Genomic DNA, 21,076 nt, shown 5'->3' with positions numbered 1-21,076 from the left:
GGCCGGGGGGCGCCCTCAGCGGTGCCGGAACGCCGGCTTGCGCTTGTTCAGGAAGGCGTCCATGCCCTCCTTCTGGTCCTCGGTCGCGAACAGCGCGTGGAAGGCACGGCGCTCGAACAGCATGCCTTCGTTCAGCGGCGCCTCGAAGGCCCGGTTCACCGATTCCTTGGCCGCGATCAGGCTGGGCAGCGAGTAGCCGCAGATCGCGTCCGCCGCGGCCAGCGCCTCCTCCATCAGCTTGTCGGCCGGCACGACGCGCGAGACCAGCCCGGCGCGCTCGGCCTCGGCCGCGTCCATCATGCGCCCGGTCAGCACCATGTCCATCGCCTTGGCCTTGCCGACCGCGCGCGGCAGGCGCTGCGTGCCGCCCGCGCCGGGGATGATGCCCAGCTTGATCTCCGGCTGGCCGAACCGGGCGCTGTCGGCCGCGATGACGAAGTCGCACATCATCGCCAGCTCGCAGCCGCCGCCGAGCGCGTAGCCCGCCACCGCCGCGATCACCGGCTTGCGCACGGTCTTGAGCGTCTCCCAGTTGCGGGTGATGTAGTCGGACTTGTAGACGTCCATGTAATTCCACTTCGCCATCGCCGCGATGTCGGCGCCGGCCGCGAAGGCCTTCTCGCTGCCGGTGATGACGATGCAGCCGATGCCCTCGTCGGCGTCGAAGCGCTTCAGCGCCGCCCCCAGCTCGTCCATCAGCGCGTCGTTCAGCGCGTTGAGCTGCTTGGGCCGGTTCAGCGTGATCACGGCCACCTTCAGCGGCCCGTCGCCGCGCACGTCGGTCAGGATCAGTGGATCGCTCACAGGGAAACTCCTAGGGTGAACAACAAGGATGCAAGGCGCCATCCCCCCTCCGGGCGGTGCGGAACCGGTAAGACGGCACACACCGCGGTGCTAGTCAGGATGGCACGGCAGCGCTGCTGGCGCTAAGCTGCACAGCATAACGACCGAAAGCAGCACGAGCGATGGGAACGGTATACCGGAAGACGGAGAAGGGACAAGCCGAGATCGCCACCCGCCAGAACCAGCTGGCCGTCAAGTTGCGCTCGGCGTTGATCATGGTGGACGGCAAGCGCACCGACGAGGAGCTGCAGCGCATGATCGGCCCCGCGGCCGAGGAGATCCTGCAGACCCTGCAGGCCGAGGGCTACATCGAGGTGATCGCGGTGACGGCAACGCGCAACGGCTCGGCGGCGGCGGCCAAGCCGGCGGCCAGCGAAGGACCGCCCAGCGTGCCGCCGCCGCTGAAGCCGGTGGAGCAGATCCGCGTCCAGGCGGTGCGCTTCATGAACGAGCAGCTCGGCCCGCTCGGCGACATGCTCGCGGTGAAGATCGAGAAGAGCAAGACCTGGGAAGACCTGCACCCCTTGCTCGTGATGGCCCACCGCGCGATCGCCGACCACCGCGGCAACGCCACCGCCGAGACCTTCAAGGCGGCCTTCCTCGGCTGACCGGGGAGCGTCCCGCCACGCTCCGTCCCGCGCCGGCCGGCGGGACGGACCTCAGCGTGCGCCGAGCCAGGCCTTGCGGCGTGCCACCGCGGCCGCGGGGGCCCCCTCCTGCACCGCCAACGCCACGTTCGCCCGCGCCTCGTCGCGCCCCGGCAACACTGCGCGCAGGCGCAGCAGGCGCTGGTCGCGCCCGACCAGCAGCTCGACCGGCTCGCCCTCGACGGCGTACAGCTCGAGGTCGTCCAGCTTGCGCAGCCGCCAGTCGTTGACCGCCAGCAGCTCGTCGCCCGCCGCCAGCCCGACCCGCTCGGCCCACTGACCGCGCATCACCGCCCGCACCTTCACGCTGCCGTTGCCGTCGGCCGTGCGCAGGCCCAGGCGCAGCGGCCAGGGCGGTGGCTGCACGCTCCACTGCACGCCGACCTCGCGCAGCAGCGCCTCCAGCGGCAGGTCCTGGGTGCCGTGCACCCAGCGCGAGAGCTCGCGCGTGTACGGGCGGCCCCCCACCTCCTTCAGCGCCGCGGCGATGTCGGCCTCGCCGACCGGCCCGCCGCCCGAGCGGGCCCACAGCAGCCGCATCACGTCGTCCAGCGTGCCGCGCCGTTGCGCGCGCAGCGTCAGGTCCAGCGCCAGCGCGACCAGCGAGCCCTTGGTGTAGTAGCTGACGGTGGCGTTGACCGTGTTCTCGTCCTGCCGGTAGTACTTGACCCAGGCATCGAAGCTGGCCTGCGCGACGCTCTGCACCCGGCGGCCCGGCGTGGCCAGCACGTTGCCGACCGTGCGCGCCAGCAGCTTCAGGTAGCGCGCCTCGTCGACCAGCCCGGTGCGCACCAGGAACAGGTCGTCGTAGTAGGACGTGAAGCCCTCGAAGAACCACAGCAGCTCGGTGTAGTTCTCGCGCGCGTAGTCGTAGCGCGCGAACTCGGCCGGGCGCAGGCGCTTGACGTTCCAGGTGTGGAAGTACTCGTGGCTGATCAGGCCCAGCAGGGTCACGTAGCCGTCGCTCGCGCCCGCCTCGCCGCGGCGCGGCAGGTCGCGGCGCGAGCAGATCAGCGCCGTGCTGGCGCGGTGCTCCAGCCCCCCGTAGCCGTCGTCCACCGCGTTGAGCAGGAACACGTAGCGCCCGAACGGCGGCTTGCGCCGCCCGTGCCAGAAGCGGATCTGCGCCTCGCAGATGCGCTTCGCGTCGGCCAGCAGGCGCTCGCCGTCGAAGCCCGGCAGGGCCCCGGCGACGACGAACTCGTGCGCCACCCCGGCTGCGCGGAACTGGCCGCGCCAGAACGCGCCGAGCTCGACCGGGTGGTCGACCAGCTCGTCATAGCCGGCAGCCTCGTAGCGCCCCTGCCCGCGCGCGTCGACCTGCACGGCCGGCAGGGCGGTCGCCACCTGCCAGCCGCGCGGCAGCTGGCGGATCTCCACCGCGTGCGGCTCGTCCTCGCGCCCTTCGACGCGCAGGAACACGCTGGTGCCGTTGAAGAAGCCGCGCGTTGCGTCCAGCCAGGCCGCCCGCACCGAGTTGTCGAAGGCGTAGACCTCGTAGCTCACTTCCAGCGCCGCGCGCCCCTGGCAGCGCACCTGCCAGCTGGCCTTGTCCAGCTGCTCGACCGGCCGCGCCTGGCCGCCCTGACGGGCCGTCAGCCCTTGCAGGTGCCGGGCGAACTCGCGCATCAGGTAGCTGCCGGGGATCCACACCGGCAGCGACAGCCGCTGCACGGCCTCAGGGGCGGGAATGCGCAGGCGCACCCGGTACAGGTGGGCGTGAAGGTCCAGGGGCTCGATACGGTAGGCAATCATGGGCAGGACTCGTTGCATGGCCGGCGGGCTCAGACCCCCGCGGCCGCCAGGAAACAGGACAGGCTCGCCACGGCGGCGAGGCGGAAGCGCAGCACCAGCCAGCCGCGCGCGCCCAGGCCCGGGTAAAGGCGCCGGTCGACCAGGCAGGCCAGCAGCTGCATCGCGCCGAGCACCACCAGCCCGGCATAGGGCGGCATCACCACCGCGACCCAGGCCACCCCCGCCAGGACCACGCCCCAGGTGCAGGGCACGGGCGACGGCACCGGCTGGCGCACCGCCAGCCCCCACTGCACCCCGCCGAGGAAGGACAGCACCACCGCCGCATGGCCGGCCAGGGCCAGCGTGACATGCGGCTGCACCTCGGGATGGACCAGCCAGACCAGCAGCGCCCCGGACACGAAGGGCAGCAGGCCGAGATGCACCAGCCAACGGGCCACGGGCGGCGGCGGAAGGGAAGAACCGGGACGGGACATCGGCAAATGCGGGCGCAGACGGCAGGCGACAGGCCGATTGTCGCCCCTGCACCGGCCGGGGCCCGGCCCCCCTCGATTGTTCCCGGCCCTGCAACAGTGCGTTGAGCGAGATCGCCTTTTTAGGAACTGGTGGAAACCCTAATCTTGCGACATCGGACGAACGAACTCGTCAGCGCAGCGGAAGACCTCCTCCGCGGCAGGCAGCTCGGGCAGTCCGAACGTCATCAACGCAACGGACCCCTGAAAGGAATTGCCATGAACAAGCTTCTTGCCACCGCCATCGTTTCCGCCGCCGCCTTCGTGTCCTTCGGCGCTGCCGCCCAGGAAGCCACGCCCACCCCGGACCTGGACATCAAGTCGACGGCCACCCGCGCCGAAGTGCGCGCCGAGTACCAGCGCGCCAAGGCCGCCGGCGAACTGAAGGTGTACTCCGCCGGTTACATCCCCACGGTCAACAGCAGCCGCAGCCGCGCCGAAGTCGTCGCCGAACTGCGCCAGGCCCAGCAAAGCGGCGAATACGCGCTGATCAACGCCGAGGCCGTCGACGTCGTGGCGTTCGAACAGCTGGCCGCCAAGCAACAGGCCACCCGCCTGGCGACCAAGCCGGACACCGCGATCGTGCGTTGAGCGTCACCTGCTCCGATGAAAAAAGCCGCGCCATGCGCGGCTTTTTGTTTGGGCGCCGGGTGGTTCAGCGCACCCGGACCTCGGCCAGCTGGGCCTCGATCTGCTCGGTGTTGAGCGCGCCCGGCACCCGGGTGCCGTCCTCGAAGATCAGGGCCGGCGTGCCGTTGATGCCGTGCTTGCGGCCGAAGGCGGTGTTGCGCGCCAGCGGGGTGTCGCAGTTGGCCGGCGCGGCCGCGGGGGCGACGCCGTTGAGCATCCAGTCGCGCCAGGCGCGGGTGCGGTCCTTGGCACACCAGATCGCCTGCGACTTGACGGTCGAGTCGGGCGACAGGATCGGGTACAGGAAGGTGTAGACCGTGACGTCCCTGACCGCCTGCAGGTCCTGCTCGAAGCGCTTGCAGTACCCGCAGTTCGGGTCGGCGAAGACGGCGATCTTGCGCTTGCCGTTGCCGTTCTTCCAGACGATGGCGTCCTTCAGCGGCAGGCTGGCGAAATCGATCGGGGCGAGCTTGAACTTCGCCTGGCGCTCCTCGGTGAGGTTGCGGCGCGCCTTCAGGTCGATGATCTGGCCGGTGATCAGGTAGTTGCCCTCGGCGTCGGTGTAGGCCAGCTCGGTGCCGATGCGCACCTCGTAGATGCCGGGGATCGGGGTCTTGCTGACCTCGTCGATCGCCGGCAGGTTGGGCATGCGGTCGGCCAGGTTCCTGCGGATCGCCGCTTCCTGTGCCCAGGCGCCGGCCGCCAGGGCCAGGGTCACGGCCGCTGCGGCCACCTTGTGATGTTTCATGATTCGTCCTTGCAAGGCTCAGGAGTCCAGCGCGCGGCGCGTCAGCCAGCGTTTCACCGGGCTCAGATGGTTCACCAGACCCAGGCCGCGGTTGCGAAGTTCCCGCACCGCGGGGGCCGAAGCCGCGAACAAATGCAGCAATCCGTCGGTCAGCTGCCCCATCGCCCAGGTCGGCGCGGCACGCGTGCGCTCGTAGCGGCGCAGCAGCTTGGCATCGCCGACCGGCCGCCACGGCTCGCGCTCGCGCAGCACGCGCGCCAGCACGTCGACGTCGGCCAGCCCCAGGTTCAGCCCCTGGCCGGCCAGCGGGTGCACCACATGGGCGGCATCGCCGAGCAACACCCAGCCCTCGCCGCTGCAGCGGCTGGCGCGGGCGATCGCCAGCGGCCAGGCCGCGCGCTCGCTGCGCAGCGCCAGGGCGCCGGCCGCATCGCCGGTGGCCTCCTGCAGGGCCTGCATGAAGCCCGCCTCGTCGAGCGCCATCAGCTCCTGCGCGCGCGCCTCGGGCAGCGACCACACCAGCCCGTAGGAGCGCCCTGCGTCCGGCCGGTCGAACGGCAGCAGCGCCAGCACGTCCGGCGAGCGGAACCACTGCCGGGCCACGCCGTTGTGGGGACGGTCGCTGGCCAGCCGCGCGGCGATCGCCGTGTGGCCGTAGGGATGGCGGACCCATTCGACGCCGAGCGCCTCGCGCGCCGCGGAGGCCTTGCCCTCGCAGATCGCGGTCAGCGCCGCCTCGATCGGGGCGTCCACCTCGCTGACATGGGGCTGGAAGCGCACCAGCTGCGCCAGCGCGTCCTCCAGCGCCTGGGCGTCGACGATCCAGGCCAGCTCGCCGAGCTGCTGCTCCCAGGCCGAGAACTCCAGCACGCCGGGCAGCAGCTGGTGGCCGGGCGCGTCGCCCTCGATGTGCATGTCGTAGACCGGCGTGGCCGCATCGGGCGGCAGGGCGTCCCAGGCCTTGACCGAGCGCAGCAGCGCCACCGAACGCGCACTCAGCGCGTAGGCACGCACGTCCTGGCCGGCGGGACGCCCGGGCGCGCGCTGCAGCGCCACGCCCAGGCCGGCGCGCGCCAGCGCCAGGGCCAGGGTCTTGCCGACGATGCCGCTGCCCCGGATGTAGACGTCATAGCGAACCATGCAACGCATTGTAGAAGCCGGCATCGGCGCGACGGAGCCGGCACAATAGTCCGACCATGAACCACTCCGTCCGACGCTGGATCCGTTACGGCGCGCTCGCCATCGCTGCCCTCATCGTCCTGTTCGCGGCCGTGGCCGCCTACCTGGTCGCCACCTTCGACGCCAACCGCTACAAGGGGGCGCTGATCGACTGGGTCCAGGAGCACAAGCAGCGCACGCTGGCGATCGACGGCCCGGTGTCGCTGCGCGTGTTCCCGCGCCTGGAGGTCAGCCTGCGCCAGGTCTCGCTGAGCGAGCACCGCAGCGACGAGCAGTTCCTGCGCCTGGAGGAAGCCGCGCTGGCGGTCGAGGTGCTGCCGCTGCTGCGCCGCCAGCTGGTGGTCGAGCGCGTGCAGGCCAGCGGACTGCGCGTGCGCTACACGCGCGACGGCCAGGGCCGCAGCAACATCGACGACCTGCTCGCCGCGGACGACGACGGGCAGGACCGGCCCGACGAGCGGGACGACGCCTCGCCCGCCCCGCAGTTCAACGTGCGCAGCGTCGAGCTGCGCGACCTGCGCCTGACCGTGCAGGACGCCAAGGCCCGGCTGCTCGGCGACATCCACCTGCGCAGCCTCACCACCGGCCGCCTGGCCGACGGCGTGGAGGCCCCCGTGACGCTGGACGCCAACTTCGATTTCGCCCAGCCCTCGCTGCACGGCGACCTGCGCGGCGAGACCCGGGTGCTGCTCGCGCTGGCCGACGGCTCGGTCACGCTGCGCGACATGAAGCTCGGCTACCAGGGCAACGCGCTGGGCGTGGACGCGCTGGACACGCGCATCGAGGGCCAGCTGGCCTACGACAGCCGCCAGGGCGCGATGCACGCCGAGAACCTGCGCCTGAGCAGCAGCGCGCTGCTGGGCGCGCTGAAGCTGGAACCCTCGACCGTGGCGGTACAGCGCTTCGCCTATGAACCGGAGCGGCGCTCGCTGGCGGTCGAGCAGCTGACGCTGGACCTCAAGGCGGTGCACAACAAGCAGCCCATCGAGGCGCGCCTGAGCTGGCCGCAGCTGCAGGCCGAAGGTGCCTCGCTCAAGGGCAGCGCGCTGCAGGGCCGCGTCGCCCTGGGCGGCGCGCAAGGCTGGGCCGCCAACTTCCGTTCCGACGCGCCGAGCGGCAACTTCGACGAGGTGCGCCTGCCGGGCTTCGAGGCCACCTTGAGCGGCAGCGGCGAACGCAAGGTCGCCGGCGCACTGCGCGCCGACCTGTCGCTGCAGCCGGCGAAGACGGCGGTCGTGCTGGAGCAGCTGGACCTGCAGGCGCAGGTGCAGGACCCCTCGCTCAAGCCGCTGCAGATCGCCGTCAAGGGCCGCGCCCAGGCCTCGTCGCAGGCCGCGCAGTGGCAGCTGTCCGGGGCCCTGAACAACAACGCCTTCGCGACCCGCGGCAACGCCGCCTTCACCGGCACGGTGCCCACGGTCCAGGCGCAGGGCGAATTCGACCGGCTCGACCTCAACACCGTGCTGGCCGACACCTCGTCCACCGGCACGGGCAAGCCCGCGGCCGCCGGCGGCACCGAGGGCACGATCGACTTCGCGCCGCTGCGCGCGCTGCAGGGCTCGCTGGCGCTGAAGGCCAAGACGCTGATCTACCGGCCCTACCAGCTCGACGACGCCCAGGTGCAGGCCACCCTGGAAGGCGGCATGCTGCGCGTGAACACCCTGTCCGGCCGGATCTGGGGTGGCAGCATCGCGGCCAACGCGTTCGCCGACGCACGTGCCCAGCGCGTGATGCTCAAGGGCACCGCCACCGACATCGACGTGCATGCGGCGCTGCGCGACGTCGCGGACAAGGACCTGCTGGAGGGCCGCGGCCGGGTCACCTTCGACCTGGCCTCGGCCGGCAAGACGGTCGCCGAGATGAAGTCGCGCCTGGAAGGCCAGGCGGCCGTGCAGCTGCGTGACGGCGCGGTCAAGGGCATCAACCTGGCGCGCGTGCTGCGCGAGGCGCAGGCGGCGCTGACGCTGCGCAAGGACGCGGTGCAGCAGGCCCGCCAGACCGAGAAGACCGACTTCTCCGAGATGAGCGCCAGCGTGCAGATCGCCGACGGCGTGGCGCGCAACAAGGACCTGGACGTCAAGAGCCCGTTCCTTCGGGTCACCGGCGACGGCGCGATCGACATCGGCCGCAACCGCATCGACTACACCGCACGTGCCGCCGTGACGGCCACCGCCAAGGGCCAGGGCGGCGCCGACCTCGCCGCGCTCAAGGGCGTGACGGTGCCGGTGCGGCTGACCGGCCCGCTGGAGGCGATCGACTGGCAGGTGCAATGGTCGGCGGTCGCGATCGGCGCGGCGGAGAACACCCTCAAGAACCGCCTCGAGGACCGGCTGAAGAAGGAACTGGGCGTCAAGCCGGCCGACTCTGCCGCCTCGGCCACGCAGGAGCCGCCTGCGGCCAAGCCGCGCGACCTGCTGAAGGACAAGCTGAAGGGGCTGCTGAAGTGAGCCCTGGAGCGCCAGACGGAGCCATCGACGTGAGCGACATCCACTTCCTGCTGAGCGGCCTGTACGTCTACCCGGTCAAGTCCTGCGCCGGCGTGGCGCTGGACGAAGCGCTGCTGGTCGAGACCGGCCTGGAGTTCGACCGGGCCTGGATGGTGGTCGACCCCGACGGCCGCTTCCTGACCCAGCGCGAGCTGCCGCGCATGGCGCTGATCCGGCCCGAGCTGCGCCACCAGGACATGGTGCTGCGCGCGCCCGGGATGCTGGCGCTGCACGTGGCCTACGACACCGTGGAGGAGCCGGTCACCGTGCAGGTCTGGAACGACACCGTGCGCGCCTACGACATGGGGCGGCTCGCGTCCCAGTGGTTCAGCGACTTCCTCGGCCGCCCGGTGCGCCTGGTGCGCTTCGACCCCGAGCAGAAGCGGCTGTCGAGCACGCGCTGGACCGGCGGCCTCGAGGCGGAGAACCAGTTCAGCGACGGCTACCCGCTGCTGGTGCTGTCGCAGTCCTCGCTGGACGGGCTGAACGAACGGCTTGCCGCGCGCGGCGCCGCGCCGGTCGGCATCGAGCGCTTCCGCCCCAACCTGGTGATCGCGGGCCTCGACGCGCCGCTCGACCCGCACGCCGAGGACTTCCTCGACGAACTGTGGATCGACACCGACCAGGGCCGCGTGCACCTGAAGCTGGTCAAGCCCTGCCCGCGCTGTCCCATCCCCAACGTCGACCCGGCCACCGGCGAGCCCGGCACCGAGCCGCTGGACACGCTGGCGACCTACCGCGCCGATGCGCGGCTGGACGGGGCGCTGACCTTCGGGATGAACGCGATCATCCTGGACGGCATCGAGCACCTGCTGCGGCGCGGCGCCACCGGCTCGGCGACGCTGAAGTTCTGAGCCGGCCGGTCCGGATCCCGGCGCATGAGGGGAGGGGTCACCCCGGGCGGCCTTGGTCGTTCGTGGCGGCCGGGCCACCCATCCTGCGGCCACGCGACCCGTTTCGGCACTGCCGCCGGGGGCCGGAAAACCGTGCCGCAGCGGCACACGGGTGGATGCCGGCCCCGGTCGAATCCGGCCGTTTGACGGGATGCTGACATGAACGACCGAGGCACCACATCGCAGGCCCCCGAAGGCACGGCCGAGGTCGCCGGACCGGGTCGGGACCGGCCGCCAGGAGCCATGCGCCGCGGCGTGAGCATGGCCGGCGCAGTGGCGCTGGCCTGCCTCGTCCACGCCCTGGCCCCGTTCGACGAAGCCGCCCGCAAAGGCCTGGCACTGCTCGTCTTCATCGGCACGCTCTGGCTCACCGAGGCCCTGCCCCTGGCCGTCACGGCGATGCTCGTGCCGCTGGGCGCGCTGGTGTTGCGCATCCCCGGCGTCACCACCACGTCGGCGCTGGCGTCGTTTGCGGACCCGATCGTGTTCCTGTTTCTCGGTGGGTTCGCCCTGGCCACGGCACTGCGGACGCAGAAGCTCGACCTCAAGATGGCCGCGTGGCTGCTCTCGCTGTCCGGCGGACACTTCGGGCGGGCGGTGGTGCTGCTGTTCCTGGCGACGGCCCTCCTGTCCCAGGGCATCAGCAACACGGCGACCGCCGCTGTGATGCTGCCGCTGGCCCTGGGCATGCTCGGATCGCTGGGCCCGGCCTGCGACCGCCGCACACAGGCCTTCGTGCTCCTGGGCGTGGCGTACTCCACCAGCATCGCGGGCATCGGCACCGTGGTGGCCACCCCGCCCAACGCGATCGCCGCGCGGGCCGCCGGCATCGACTATGCCGGCTGGCTGCTCATCGGCCTGCCCTTGGCCGCCATCCTGCTGCCGCTGATGTTCGTGACCCTGTGGTGCGTGCTGCGGCCGACGCTGCACCGGCGTTTCGTGCCCGAGATGGTGCCGCAGCCCTGGACGCCGCGCAGGGTGGTGACGCTGGTGGTGTTCGGGCTGACGGTCCTGGGCTGGATCTTCGGTGCCACCCCGCTCAAGGCCTGGGGCATCGAGGGCCCCGACACCTTCGTGGCCATGGCGGCGGTCGTGACCCTGGTGGCCTTGCGGCTGGCGAGCTGGCAAGACGTCGTCCGGCACACCGACTGGGGCGTCCTCCTGCTGTTCGGGGGCGGGCTGGCCCTGAGCCGGGTGCTGGACGTGTCCGGTGCCTCCCTGGCCCTGGGCCGCGCCACCGCCGACGCCCTGCAGGGCGCCCACCCCACGCTGGTCCTGCTGGCGGTCGCCGCCTTCATGGTGGCGTTGACCGAGTTCGCCAGCAACACCGCGGCAGCCGCCCTGATGGTGCCCATCTTTGCCGCGGTGGCCGCGCAGATCGGGCTGCCGCCCGAGGCACTGGTCGTGGTGGTGGCCCTGGCCGCCTCGTTCGGTTTTGCCCTGCCGGTGGCCACGCCGCCGAACGCCATGGTGTTCGGCACCGGGATGGTGCCCCAGCGCAGCATGCTGCGCGCCGGCATCGCCCTGAACCTGGTCTGCATCCTCGTGCTCACGGCGTGGGGCACGCTCCGGTGGGGCTGAACGCGGCAGCCGGACGGCCCGATCTTCCGGTCACGGCAGCGGGCCTCGCCCGCCGGGCACTGCGTCGGCGCCGCCGGCGCGACCGGATTCACCGACCAGTACAATCGGCAGCAGTTTTCCCCAGGCAAAACGAGGACCAGGCACCGGTGTCCCGGGCGTTCCTGCGCCATGCGCCGGTGTCCCCCCCGAGACCTCGCACCAGGCGCGCGGGTCGGGCCCCTCGATCACGCCCGCACCGGGCACCCATGGTGCAGAGGGGGGGTTGATTCCAAAGGACATTTCATGAGTCTCAAGTGCGGCATCGTCGGCCTGCCCAACGTCGGCAAGTCCACCCTGTTCAACGCCCTGACCAAGGCGGGCATCGCGGCCGAGAACTATCCGTTCTGCACCATCGAGCCCAACGTCGGCGTCGTGGAACTGCCGGACCCGCGGCTGCAGGCGCTGGCCGAGATCGTCAAGCCCGAGCGGGTGGTGCCGGCCATCGTCGAGTTCGTCGACATCGCCGGCCTGGTGGCCGGTGCCTCCAAGGGTGAAGGCCTGGGCAACCAGTTCCTCGCCCACATCCGCGAGACCGACGCCATCGTCAACGTGGTGCGCTGCTTCGAGGACGACAACGTCGTGCACGTGGCCGGGCGCGTCGACCCGATCGCCGACATCGAGGTGATCCAGACCGAGCTGTGCCTGGCCGACCTTGCCACCGTCGAGAAGGGCCTGCAGCGCTACACCAAGGTCGCCAAGGCCGGCGGCGACAAGGAAGCGCAGCGCCTGGTGGATGTGCTGCAGAAGTGCCAGGCGGCCCTGAACGAGGGCCGTCCGGTGCGCACCATCGACTTCAGCAAGGAAGAGCTGGCCGTGCTCAAGCCGCTGTGCCTGATCACCGCCAAGCCCGCGATGTTCGTCGGCAACGTCTCCGAGGACGGCTTCGAGGACAACCCGCTGCTGGACCGCCTGAAGGCCTACGCCGAGCAGCAGGGCGCGCCGGTGGTGGCGATCTGCGCCAAGACCGAGGCCGAGCTCGCCGACATGAGCGACGAGGACCGGCTGATGTTCCTGAAGGAAATGGGCCAGGACGAACCGGGCCTGAACCGCCTGATCCGCGCCGCCTTCAAGCTGCTGGGCCTGCAGACCTACTTCACCGCCGGCGTCAAGGAAGTCCGTGCCTGGACCATCCCCATCGGCGCGACCGCGCCGCAGGCCGCCGGCGTGATCCACACCGACTTCGAGCGCGGCTTCATCCGCGCCCAGACCATTTCCTACGAGGACTTCATCGCCTACGGCGGCGAACAGGGCGCCAAGGACGCCGGGAAGATGCGCGCCGAAGGCAAGGACTACGTCGTCAAGGACGGCGACGTGTTGCACTTCCTCTTCAACGTCTGACCGCCCGCGGGACCCGCGGGTCCCCGTCGCGCCGCACGCTGGCCCACGTGCCGGCAGTGCGGCCCCGGCCGGCCCCTGCGCCGGCCGCCCTCCCCACGGGCGCCGCTGCCGACGGCAGCCGCTGCCTTTCCCTGCCCGATGACCCACCCCACCACCGCTATCCCCCAGGCCGGCGCCGGCCGGCTGATCCTCGTGCTGGCGATGCTGACGGCCTTCGCGCCGTTCTCGACGGACATGTACCTGCCCGCCTTCGCGCAGCTGGCCGCAGCCTACCGGACCGACCACGGGCACATCGAGGCGACGCTGTCGACCTTCTTCCTGGGGCTGGCGTGCGGGCAGGCGCTGTACGGGCCGGTGATCGACCGCTACGGCCGCAAGGGCCCGATGCTGGCCGGGGTGCTGCTGTTCGCCCTGGCCACGCTCGGCTGCCTGCTGACGCGCGACATCGCGCTGTTCACCGGGCTGCGCTTCGTGCAGGCCATCGGCGGCTGCGCCGGCATGATCATCGGTCGCGCGGTGGTGCACGACCTGTACGGGCCGCGCGACAGCGCCCGCGTGCTGTCGCTGCTGCTGACGCTGGTGACCCTGGCGCCCATCGTCGCGCCATTGCTGGGGGGCTGGATCCTCGCGGTGTCCGACTGGCGCGCGATCTTCGTGCTGTTGCTGGCGTTCGCGGCGCTGTGCGCGATCCTGGTGGCGCTGTGGGTGCCCGAGACCCTGCCGCGCGAGCGCCGCAGGCCGCTGGACGGAGCCTCGATCCTGGCGGGCTACGCCACGCTGCTGCGCTCGCCGCGCTTCATGGTGCCGGCGTTGGCCGGCGGCATCGCCGGGGCGTCGATGTTCGCCTTCATCACCGGATCGCCGTTCGTCTTCATGGGGCACTTCGGCCTGTCCGAGCAGCAGTACGGCTGGGTGTTCGGCGGCACCGCGCTCGGGCTGGTCGCGGGGGCCCAGCTCAACGGCATCGCGCTGCGCCGCTTCGGCGTGGCCCGCCTGCTCGGCCTGGCGCTGGGCGTGAACCTCGCCGCCGCCGTCGCGCTGTTGGCGGTGGCGCAGACCCCGCATCCGCTGGTGCTGATGCTGCCGCTGTGGTTCGTGATCGCCACGCTGGGCCTGGTGGCCGGCAACTCGGCAGCGATCGCGATGGCCGCCTCGGGCGCCTACCCCGGCACCGCCTCGGCGCTGGTGGGCATCCTGCAGTTCGGCTGTGCGTTCGCGGTCAGCAGCGCGGTGGCCGCGGCCCAGAACGGCACGACCTGGCCCATGGTGCTGGCGATGCTGGCCTCGGCCGTGCTGGGCAGCGCGCTGTGGTTCGGCGGGCAGGCCTGGCGCGCCGCCCGCGCGGACTGAACGCGCCTCACTCGGCGGCGCGCCGGGCGTACGGCCAGGCGCCGCTGACCACCAGCGCGTCCAGCTCCTGTTCCAGGATCTCGTTGACGCGGTTGACCGCCACGGCGCTGATGTCCTTGCGGTGCCGCACGATGCACAGTCTCCAGTTCACCAGCGGCGAGCTGAACGGGGCCACCGCCAGCGCGCCGGAATCGACGGCGTACTTCCAGCCGCTCTTGCTGAACACGGTGTAGCCCATGCCCCGCTCGACCATGCCGCGGATCGTGTGGGTGCCCTCGGCCTCGTAGATGATGTTGGGACGCACGCCGTGGCCGGCGCACAGCCGGTCGATCAGCACGCGGATGCTGTGCGGCTTCTTCGGCAGGATCAGGGGGTAGTTCGCCAGGTCCGACAGCGAGCAGACTTCGGGCAACGGCGTGCCCCGCTTGCGCGCCACGGCCGGGCTGGCGCCGAACAGGTACAGCGGCTCGACCAGCACCGGCTTGATCCAGAACTCGGCGCCGAGCTCCGGGTTGTAGGCCAGCGCGATGTCGGCCTCGCCGCTCAACAGCCAGGCATGCACGTGGGCTGGCGTGCCTTCCAGCACCTGCAGGTCCACCAGCGGCAGCTCGGCGCGGCAGCGCTCGATCAGCGGCGGCGCGAGCAGCGCGCAGGAGCGCTGCGGCATCGCGACGCGCACCTCGCCCGAGGGCGTGTGCGTGACGGCCGACAGGTTGCGCTCCATGTCGGCCACTTCGGCGACGACGCGCTCGGCCCGCGCCAGGAACACCTGCCCGACCTCGGTCAGCGCCACCCCGCGCGCGCGCCGCTCGAGCAGGGGCACGCCCACACGCTGTTCCAGCCGTTGCACCCGCTTGCTCAGCGCCGACTGCGCGATGCACAGGTCGACGGCCGCGCGGGCGAAACTGCCATGCCGCGCCACCGCGACGAAAGCGCTCAGATCCTCGAATATCAAGGCGGTTGCCTACTGCACTGTCCCGACGGCCGGGATGCCCGCCGCCGGGATGGCGGCCGTGGGGCGCAAGGCCCCCGCCGGCCCGCCGGTCCCGTGACGACGGATCGGTGCGGCCACTATACCTGCTCGGCCGGCCTGAACATCGGCACCACGTGCCCGCCCGCGGCAGGGCGGAACACCACCGACACCGGCAGCCCGACGCGCAGCTGCGCGGGGTCGCAATCGACGACGTTGCTCATCATCGTGACGCCTTCGTCCAGCCGCACGAAGGCGATGGTCCAGTCGTCGCTGCCGCGCACGACGCGGCTGTACGAGTAGAGGCTGCCGGTCCCGCCGGACTCGATCCACTCGGTGTCCGCGCTCAGGCAGTGGGGACAGATGTCGCGCGGGTAGAAGTGCGCCTGCCCGCAGGCCCTGCATCGCTTGATCAGCAGGCGCCCCTCGGACGCCGCCTGCCAGTACGCCTCGGTGCCGAGGATGCCGGGAGTTGCCTTGTCTTGCATGTCACTGCCTCTCGAGGATGAGCGTCGCCGCGGTGTGGCGGCTGATGGTCCCGCCGATGCCGTTGGCCAGCGCCAGCCTGCAGTCCTTGACCTGCACCGCCGGATGCGCCTCGCCGCGCAGCTGGCGCACCGCCTCGATGACCTTGGTCATGCCGCCGCGGTTGGCCGGGTGGTTGTTGCACAGGCCCCCGCCGTCGGTGTTGAACGGCAGGCGGCCCACGCCGGAGATCAGGTTGCCGTCCATCACGAAGCGCCCGCCCTCGCCCTTGGCGCAGAAGCCCAGGTCCTCGATCTGCAGCAGGGCGGTGATCGTGAAGCTGTCGTACAGCGAGACGTACTGGATGTCCTGCGGCGTCACGCCGGCTTCCTCGAACGCACGGCGGCCGGACCACACGGTGCCGGTACAGGTCAGGTCCAGCTGGCCGGCCATCGCGTTCCTGGGCGCCGTGCCGGTACCGCGCACCGCGACCAGCGGGCGCTTGAGCGAGCGCGCGATCTCGGGCCGCGCCACGATGACCGCGCCGCCGCCGTCGCTGACGACGCAGCAGTCCAGCCGGTGCAGCGGATCCGCCACCAGCGGCGAGTTGACCACGTCTTCCACCGTGACCACCTGGCGCAGCATCGCGTGCGGGTTGTGCTGCGCATGGTGCGAGGCAGCGACCTTGATCCACGCGAGCTGCTCGCTGGTGGTGCCGAACTCGTGCATGTGCCGGCGCGCGGCCATCGCGTAGACGTTGTGCGTCATCGGCCGGTACGGCAGCTCGAACGCGACTTCCGGGGCATCGGGGTCGGGCGGGCGCAGCGCCAGCGAGGCCCCCGCGGCGCGCGGACGGCCCGCCAGCGTCACCAGCGCGACGTTGCAGTGCCCGGCGGCGATCGCCTGCGCGGCGTGGATGACGTGCACGATGGGGGCAGAGCCGCCGCATTCGGTGGCGTCGATGTGGCGCACGTTGAGGTTCAGGTACTCGACCATCGAGGCCGGGCCCAGTCCGGGCAGGTCCCCGGCACAGAAGTAGCCGTCGATGTCGTCCTTGCCGAGGCCGGCGTCCTTGAGCGCGCCGATCGCCACGTCGGCGTGCAGGCGCATGACCGACAGGTCGTCGGCCTTGCGGGTCGGGTGCTCGTAGGCCCCCACGATGTAGGCGGTGCTCGGCGTCATGCCAGTTCCTCCTCGCGATGCGCAGCGTAGCGCTGCAGGTGTTGTCCGGTGGTGCCGTAGCGCGCGCTGGCCACGAGCAGGCGGCGCACGTAGTGGGCCACCAGGCACTCTTCGGTCATGCCCATGGCGCCGTGCAGCTGCACCGCCCACTCGCCGACGAAGCGTGCCGCCTCGTCGGTGGTGACGCGCGCAGCCGAGACCAGCCGGGCGCGCTCGCCCGCCCGCGACTCGTGCACCGCCATCGCGGCCAGCGCGCTCATCGCGCGCACCTGCTCCACCGCCACGTACAGGTCGGCCAGGCGATGCTGCAGGGCCTGGAAGTCCGCCAGCGGGCGGCCGAACTGGCGCCGGTCCTTGAGCTGCTGGATGCACATCTCGAGCAGCATCGACAAGGCTCCGGCGCTCTCGGCGCACAGCGCCGCGCGGGCGGCGTCCAGCGCCGCCTCCAGCGCCGCGCCGGCCTGCCCTGCCGCGCCGATGCGGCACGCGTCGGGCACGCTCACGGCATCGAACCTCAGGGTGGCAGCCTGCTGCCCGTCCAGCGTCGCGCCGGCCTCCAGCGACAGGCCCGCCTGCTGCGCCGGCACGGCGAACAGGCTCAGGCCGTCGAGCCCGCCCGGCGCGCCGGAGGTGCGCGCGGCGACCAGAAACACGTCGGCTGCCGGGGCGTGCATCACGTGCGTCTTGATGCCGTCGAGCCGCCAGCCGTCCGCGGCCTGCATGGCACGCATCGCGACCTGCGCCGGCGTGCCTGCCTGGCCTTCCTGCAGGGCCAGCACGACCAGCGAGCGCCCTTCGGCCAGCGGCGGCAGCCAGCGCTGGCGCTGCCGTGCGTCGCCCAGCGTGTCCAGCAGGCGGCCGCACAGCACGGCCGATTCGATGTAGCGGCTCGCGTCCAGCGCGCGGCCCAGCTCCTCGGCGACCAGCCAGGTCTCCACCGCGGTGCCGCCGCTGCCGCCGACGTCCTCGCCGAAGCCCCAGCCAATGACGCCCAGTTCGGCCAGCCCGCGCCAGCGCGCGGCCTGCTCGGCCGGCGTGGCGGGCGCGCCGCGCCGGTGCAGCGGCAGGGCCTGGTCGCAGTAGCGTCGCACCGCGTCCTGCAGGGCGACCTGCTCCTCATCCAGATAGAAATCCATAGACGTGTCCTTCAGGCAGCCAGCAGCGCCTTGGCAATCAGGTTGCGCTGCACCTCGTTCGTGCCGCCGTAGATCGAGAACTTGCGTGCATCGAGGTAGTCGGGCGCGAGCGCGCGCAGCTCCGCCAGTGCGTCGTCGTCGTGCGCACCGGGCCACAGCGCCGCCTCGGGGCCGGCCACCTCGAGCATCAGGCGGTAGATGGACTGGCGCAGCTCGGTGCCGCGTACCTTGAGCATCGAGGTCTGCGCCGCGGGGGCCAGGCTGCGCTGTCCCGCGCCCAGCAGGCGCAGGGCGGTCGCCTCGAGCGCCAGCAGCTCGATCTCCAGGCGGTGCACCTGCGCCGCGAACACCGGGTCGCCGAGCCGGGGCCCGGCCAGCCGGCGCAGGCGCCCGAGCTGCTGCTTGGCCGCGCCGATGCCGGCGATGCCGCCGCGCTCGTGGCCGAGGAGGTACTTGGCGCAGGTCCAGCCCTGGTTCTCCTCGCCGACCAGGTTCTCCACGGGCACCCGCACGTTGTCGAGGAACACCTCGTTGAGGTCGCGCCCGCCGTCCAGCGTCGCGATCGGACGCACCGTCAACCCGGGGGCCTTCATGTCGATCAGCAGGAAGCTGATGCCCTCCTGGGGCTTGCGCGCGTTGGGGTCCGTGCGCACCAGGCAGAACATCATGTCGCTGAACTGCGCGTACGAGGTCCAGATCTTCTGCCCGTTGACGACGTAGTGGTCGCCGTCGCGCACCGCGGTCGTGCGCAGCGAGGCCAGGTCCGAGCCGGAGCCCGGCTCCGAGAAGCCCTGGCACCACCACACCGCGCTGCGCTGGATGTCGGGCAGGTAGCGGCGCTTCTGCGCCTCGGTGCCGAACGCGATCAGCACCGGGCCCAGCATGATGATGCCGCTCGAGACCATGCGCGGCGCGCCGCCGAGCAGGATCTCCTCGTCGAACAGGTGGCGCTGCACCGGCGTCCAGCCGGTGCCGCCCCACTCGCGGCTCCAGCCGGGCGTGGCCCAGCCCTTCTCGTACAGCCGGCGGTACCACGCCACCAGGTCCTCGCGCTCGAGGCGCTCGCCCCGTTGCATCTTGCGGCGCACCCCGGCCGGCAGCTCGGTGGCGACGAAGTCGCGCACCTCCTGGCGGAATGCCTCGTCCTGCGGCGAATACTTCAGCTTCATGCCTGGCCTTCCTCGCCCGGGTCGCACACGACCAGCGCGTCCAGCGCCACCACGCCGTCCTCGCTGGCCATCACCGGGTTGATGTCGATCTCGCGCACCTGCGGCACGGTGCGCATCACGTCGCCCACCAGGGTCACCACGCGCGCCACCGCGCGCAGGTCGACCGGCGGCTGGCCGCGCAGTCCCTTGAGCATCGCGGCGGCCTTGAGCCGGTCGAGCTCGCGCAGCACCTGCGCCTCGTCGGCGTCGGCCGGCAGCAGGCGCACGTCCTTCAGCACCTCGATCCAGACGCCGCCCAGCCCGACGATCACCACCGGGCCCCACAACGGGTCGCGGCGCGCGCCGACCACCAGCTCGACGCCCTTGCGGCCCATCGCCTCGACCAGCACGCCGTCGAGGACCAGGCCGGGCCGCGCCTGCTTCACGTTGGCGACCAGCCGGTCCCACGCGGCGCGCAGGGCGGCCTCGTCGGCGATCCCGACGATCACGCCGCCCGCGTCGCTCTTGTGCGGCAGTGCGGCGGCCTGCGCCTTGATCACCACCGGGTAGCCGATGTCGCGTGCGATGTGCACCGCCGCCTCGACGTCGGTGGCCAGCGCGCCCCGGGGCACCGGCAGCCCGGCCTGCGCGAGCCAGGCCTTGCCGCGGTATTCGGCCACCGTGCCGCCTTCGGGAAAGGCCTCGCGCACCGGCGGCAGCGACGCGGCCTGGGTGCGCCGGCCCTCCTGCCGCAGTTCCTGCAGGGCGCGGCCGTAGGCGCGCACCAGCGCCATCGCGCGCATCGCGCGGTCCGGCGAGCGGAAGAACGGCACGCCGCTGTCTCGCGCGGCCTGCAGCAGCTCCGGCGCCAGCGGGCCGTCGTCCCCCATGATGACCAGCGCCGCCGGCTTGTCCGCGCGTGCCACGGCCGGCACCATGTACTGCGCCTTGTCGCGCTGGTTCATCGCCGAGCCGCCCATCTGCGAGACGATCAGGCAGCCGCACTGCGGGTCGGCCGCGACCGCGTCGATCAGCGTGCCCATCAGGGCCGGGTCGCGCACCGCGACGGTGGTGTAGTCGAGCGGGTTCTCGCTGACGGCGTAGCCGGGCAGCATGGCCTGCAGCGCCTGCACCGTGGCATCGGTGAAGGCCGGCAGGTCCAGGCCCAGGTCCTGTGCCAGGTCCAGTGCGACGTTCTTCATCGCCCCGGAGCCGGTCACGAAGGCCAGGCCGGCATCGGGCGGCTGCGGGTGGCGCAGCAGGATCGGCAGCACGTCGAACAGCTCGTCGATGGTCTCGGTGACCACCACCGCCTCGGCGCGCAGCAGCGCGCAGGCCGTCGCGTAGTCGCCGGTCAGCGCGCCGGTGTGCGACTGCGCGGCCTCGCGCGCCCGCTCGCTGCGGCCGATCATGCTCAGCACGATGGGCTTGCCGGCCTCGCGGGCCTGGCGCGCCAGCTCGAGGAACTTCTGCGGGCGGCGGATCTGCTCGGCATAGACCGCGATCACCCGGGTGGAGCGGTCGGCGATGAAGTGCTCGATGTAGTCCTCGAGCGTGAGCACCGCCTCGTTGCCGGTGGACACCGCGCAGGTGATGGGCAGGCCGCGGCCGATCAGCGACTCGCGGATGTTGTTCGCCATCGCGCCGCTCTGGGCCACGATGGACACGCCCGGCACCTCGCTGCCCGGGTAGCGGTCGACTGTCTCGAAGGTCAACGGGATGCCGTCCCTGAAGTTGGTCAGCCCCATGCAGTTGGGTCCCGCCAGCGCGATGCCGTGCCGGGCGGCGGCGGCGGCCAGCGCGTCCTGCTTGCGCCGCCCCTCCTCGCCGGCCTCGGCATAGCCGGCGGCGAACACCACCACCGAACGCACGCCGCGGGCGCCGCACTCGTGCAGCGTCGCCAGTACCGCGCTTTCCGGGATGGTCAGGACGGCCACGTCGACGCCTTCGGGCAGTTCGGACACGCTCTTCACGCAGGGACGGCCCCGCACCTCGGTCGCGTTGCGGCTGACCAGGTGGATGTCGCCCGCGTAGCCGAAGCGCTCGAGGTTGTCGAGCACGAAGCCGCCCAGCGACCGGGCCTCGGCGGACACGCCGACGATCGCGATGGACCGCGGCTGAAGCAGGGAGGTAAGGGATGAAGTCACAGCCAGTGTTCTTTCTTCAGGAACAGGAGG

At 71.9% G+C, this 21,076-nt stretch carries 18 protein-coding genes; 7 read left to right on the top strand and 11 right to left on the bottom strand.

Going from position 1 to position 21,076, the window contains the following annotated elements; all coding sequences use genetic code 11:
- Positions 1-15: 15 nt before the first annotated feature.
- A complete protein-coding gene (locus IS481_RS04495) occupies positions 16-804 on the bottom strand; it encodes an enoyl-CoA hydratase (RefSeq protein WP_104356053.1) in 789 nt (262 codons plus the stop codon).
- A gap of 161 nt (positions 805-965) precedes the next feature.
- On the opposite strand from IS481_RS04495, the gene IS481_RS04490 reads away from it, so the two are divergent.
- Positions 966-1,451: a hypothetical protein gene (locus tag IS481_RS04490; protein WP_104356052.1), complete on the top strand. Its 486-nt coding sequence runs from the start codon at positions 966-968 to the stop codon at positions 1,449-1,451.
- A gap of 51 nt (positions 1,452-1,502) precedes the next feature.
- Here the strand turns inward: IS481_RS04490 and IS481_RS04485 are convergent, their stop codons facing one another.
- Both IS481_RS04485 and IS481_RS04480 read right to left on the bottom strand, forming a co-directional pair.
- Complete coding sequence (locus IS481_RS04485; protein ID WP_194963339.1) at positions 1,503-3,245, bottom strand: M61 family metallopeptidase; 1,743 nt, start codon at positions 3,243-3,245, stop codon at positions 1,503-1,505.
- Positions 3,246-3,274: 29 nt separating this feature from the next.
- Positions 3,275-3,682, bottom strand: coding sequence for a DUF3429 domain-containing protein (locus IS481_RS04480; protein WP_232529458.1), 408 nt, complete (start codon positions 3,680-3,682; stop codon positions 3,275-3,277).
- 291 nt (positions 3,683-3,973) lie between these two features.
- Between IS481_RS04480 and IS481_RS04475 the strand changes: the two genes are divergently transcribed.
- On the top strand, positions 3,974-4,345 hold the full coding sequence (locus IS481_RS04475; RefSeq protein WP_104356049.1) for a DUF4148 domain-containing protein: 372 nt from the start codon (positions 3,974-3,976) through the stop codon (positions 4,343-4,345).
- Between the two features lie 64 nt (positions 4,346-4,409).
- Here the strand turns inward: IS481_RS04475 and IS481_RS04470 are convergent, their stop codons facing one another.
- Together IS481_RS04470 and IS481_RS04465 are read right to left on the bottom strand one after the other, a co-directional pair.
- Entirely contained in the window at positions 4,410-5,132 is a 723-nt protein-coding gene (locus IS481_RS04470; protein WP_104356048.1) for a DsbC family protein, read from the bottom strand.
- An 18-nt stretch (positions 5,133-5,150) separates the two neighbouring features.
- Complete coding sequence (locus IS481_RS04465) at positions 5,151-6,272, bottom strand: FAD-dependent monooxygenase (RefSeq protein WP_104356047.1); 1,122 nt, start codon at positions 6,270-6,272, stop codon at positions 5,151-5,153.
- A 56-nt stretch (positions 6,273-6,328) separates the two neighbouring features.
- Here IS481_RS04465 and IS481_RS04460 point away from each other — a divergent pair, with 56 nt between their 5' ends.
- From IS481_RS04460 to IS481_RS04440, 5 genes are all read left to right on the top strand, one after another.
- Positions 6,329-8,758 (top strand): AsmA family protein, encoded by a 2,430-nt coding sequence (locus tag IS481_RS04460; RefSeq protein ID WP_104356046.1) that lies wholly within the window; start codon positions 6,329-6,331, stop codon positions 8,756-8,758.
- Between the two features lie 29 nt (positions 8,759-8,787).
- Positions 8,788-9,651: an MOSC domain-containing protein gene (locus IS481_RS04455; protein WP_165908707.1), complete on the top strand. Its 864-nt coding sequence runs from the start codon at positions 8,788-8,790 to the stop codon at positions 9,649-9,651.
- Positions 9,652-9,849: 198 nt separating this feature from the next.
- Complete coding sequence (locus IS481_RS04450) at positions 9,850-11,271, top strand: SLC13 family permease (RefSeq protein WP_104356044.1); 1,422 nt, start codon at positions 9,850-9,852, stop codon at positions 11,269-11,271.
- Positions 11,272-11,553: 282 nt separating this feature from the next.
- A complete protein-coding gene (ychF, locus tag IS481_RS04445) occupies positions 11,554-12,648 on the top strand; it encodes a redox-regulated ATPase YchF (RefSeq protein ID WP_104356043.1) in 1,095 nt (364 codons plus the stop codon).
- A 138-nt stretch (positions 12,649-12,786) separates the two neighbouring features.
- Positions 12,787-13,998, top strand: coding sequence for a multidrug effflux MFS transporter (locus IS481_RS04440; protein WP_104356042.1), 1,212 nt, complete (start codon positions 12,787-12,789; stop codon positions 13,996-13,998).
- Positions 13,999-14,005: 7 nt separating this feature from the next.
- Here IS481_RS04440 and IS481_RS04435 read toward each other — a convergent pair whose 3' ends face one another.
- From IS481_RS04435 to IS481_RS04410, 6 genes are all read right to left on the bottom strand, one after another.
- A complete protein-coding gene (locus tag IS481_RS04435) occupies positions 14,006-14,953 on the bottom strand; it encodes a LysR family transcriptional regulator (RefSeq protein WP_104356041.1) in 948 nt (315 codons plus the stop codon).
- Between the two features lie 116 nt (positions 14,954-15,069).
- A complete protein-coding gene (locus tag IS481_RS04430; RefSeq protein ID WP_104356040.1) occupies positions 15,070-15,456 on the bottom strand; it encodes a Zn-ribbon domain-containing OB-fold protein in 387 nt (128 codons plus the stop codon).
- A 1-nt stretch (position 15,457) separates the two neighbouring features.
- On the bottom strand, positions 15,458-16,615 hold the full coding sequence (locus IS481_RS04425; protein ID WP_104356039.1) for a thiolase domain-containing protein: 1,158 nt from the start codon (positions 16,613-16,615) through the stop codon (positions 15,458-15,460).
- Positions 16,612-17,751: an acyl-CoA dehydrogenase family protein gene (locus IS481_RS04420; protein ID WP_104356038.1), complete on the bottom strand. Its 1,140-nt coding sequence runs from the start codon at positions 17,749-17,751 to the stop codon at positions 16,612-16,614. The genes IS481_RS04425 and IS481_RS04420 overlap by 4 nt, the downstream gene beginning before the upstream one ends.
- Before the next feature lie 11 nt (positions 17,752-17,762).
- A complete protein-coding gene (locus IS481_RS04415; RefSeq protein WP_104356037.1) occupies positions 17,763-18,920 on the bottom strand; it encodes an acyl-CoA dehydrogenase family protein in 1,158 nt (385 codons plus the stop codon).
- Complete coding sequence (locus IS481_RS04410; RefSeq protein ID WP_232529457.1) at positions 18,917-21,046, bottom strand: acetate--CoA ligase family protein; 2,130 nt, start codon at positions 21,044-21,046, stop codon at positions 18,917-18,919. Before IS481_RS04410 ends, IS481_RS04415 begins: the two co-directional genes overlap by 4 nt.
- Between the last annotated feature and the right edge of the window lie 30 nt (positions 21,047-21,076).

The organism is Caldimonas thermodepolymerans (genome assembly GCF_015476235.1).
In the GTDB taxonomy this organism is placed as follows: Bacteria; Pseudomonadota; Gammaproteobacteria; order Burkholderiales; family Burkholderiaceae_C; genus Caldimonas; species Caldimonas thermodepolymerans.
The sequence above is the reverse complement of the archived record's forward strand: the minus strand, read 5'-3'. Positions and strand labels throughout refer to the sequence as shown.

Bases quoted from the DNA above. Each gene is read 5' to 3' on its own strand.
- IS481_RS04420 (WP_104356038.1), bottom strand. From the start codon at position 17,751: ATGGATTTCTATCTGGATGAGGAGCAGGTCGCCCTGCAGGACGCGGTG.
- IS481_RS04425 (WP_104356039.1), bottom strand. From the start codon at position 16,615: ATGACGCCGAGCACCGCCTACATCGTGGGGGCCTACGAGCACCCGACC.
- ychF (WP_104356043.1), top strand. From the start codon at position 11,554: ATGAGTCTCAAGTGCGGCATCGTCGGCCTGCCCAACGTCGGCAAGTCC.
- IS481_RS04475 (WP_104356049.1), top strand. From the start codon at position 3,974: ATGAACAAGCTTCTTGCCACCGCCATCGTTTCCGCCGCCGCCTTCGTG.
- IS481_RS04430 (WP_104356040.1), bottom strand. From the start codon at position 15,456: ATGCAAGACAAGGCAACTCCCGGCATCCTCGGCACCGAGGCGTACTGG.
- IS481_RS04415 (WP_104356037.1), bottom strand. From the start codon at position 18,920: ATGAAGCTGAAGTATTCGCCGCAGGACGAGGCATTCCGCCAGGAGGTG.
- IS481_RS04490 (WP_104356052.1), top strand. From the start codon at position 966: ATGGGAACGGTATACCGGAAGACGGAGAAGGGACAAGCCGAGATCGCC.
- IS481_RS04485 (WP_194963339.1), bottom strand. From the start codon at position 3,245: ATGATTGCCTACCGTATCGAGCCCCTGGACCTTCACGCCCACCTGTAC.
- IS481_RS04450 (WP_104356044.1), top strand. From the start codon at position 9,850: ATGAACGACCGAGGCACCACATCGCAGGCCCCCGAAGGCACGGCCGAG.
- IS481_RS04465 (WP_104356047.1), bottom strand. From the start codon at position 6,272: ATGGTTCGCTATGACGTCTACATCCGGGGCAGCGGCATCGTCGGCAAG.
- IS481_RS04470 (WP_104356048.1), bottom strand. From the start codon at position 5,132: ATGAAACATCACAAGGTGGCCGCAGCGGCCGTGACCCTGGCCCTGGCG.
- IS481_RS04460 (WP_104356046.1), top strand. From the start codon at position 6,329: ATGAACCACTCCGTCCGACGCTGGATCCGTTACGGCGCGCTCGCCATC.
- IS481_RS04440 (WP_104356042.1), top strand. From the start codon at position 12,787: ATGACCCACCCCACCACCGCTATCCCCCAGGCCGGCGCCGGCCGGCTG.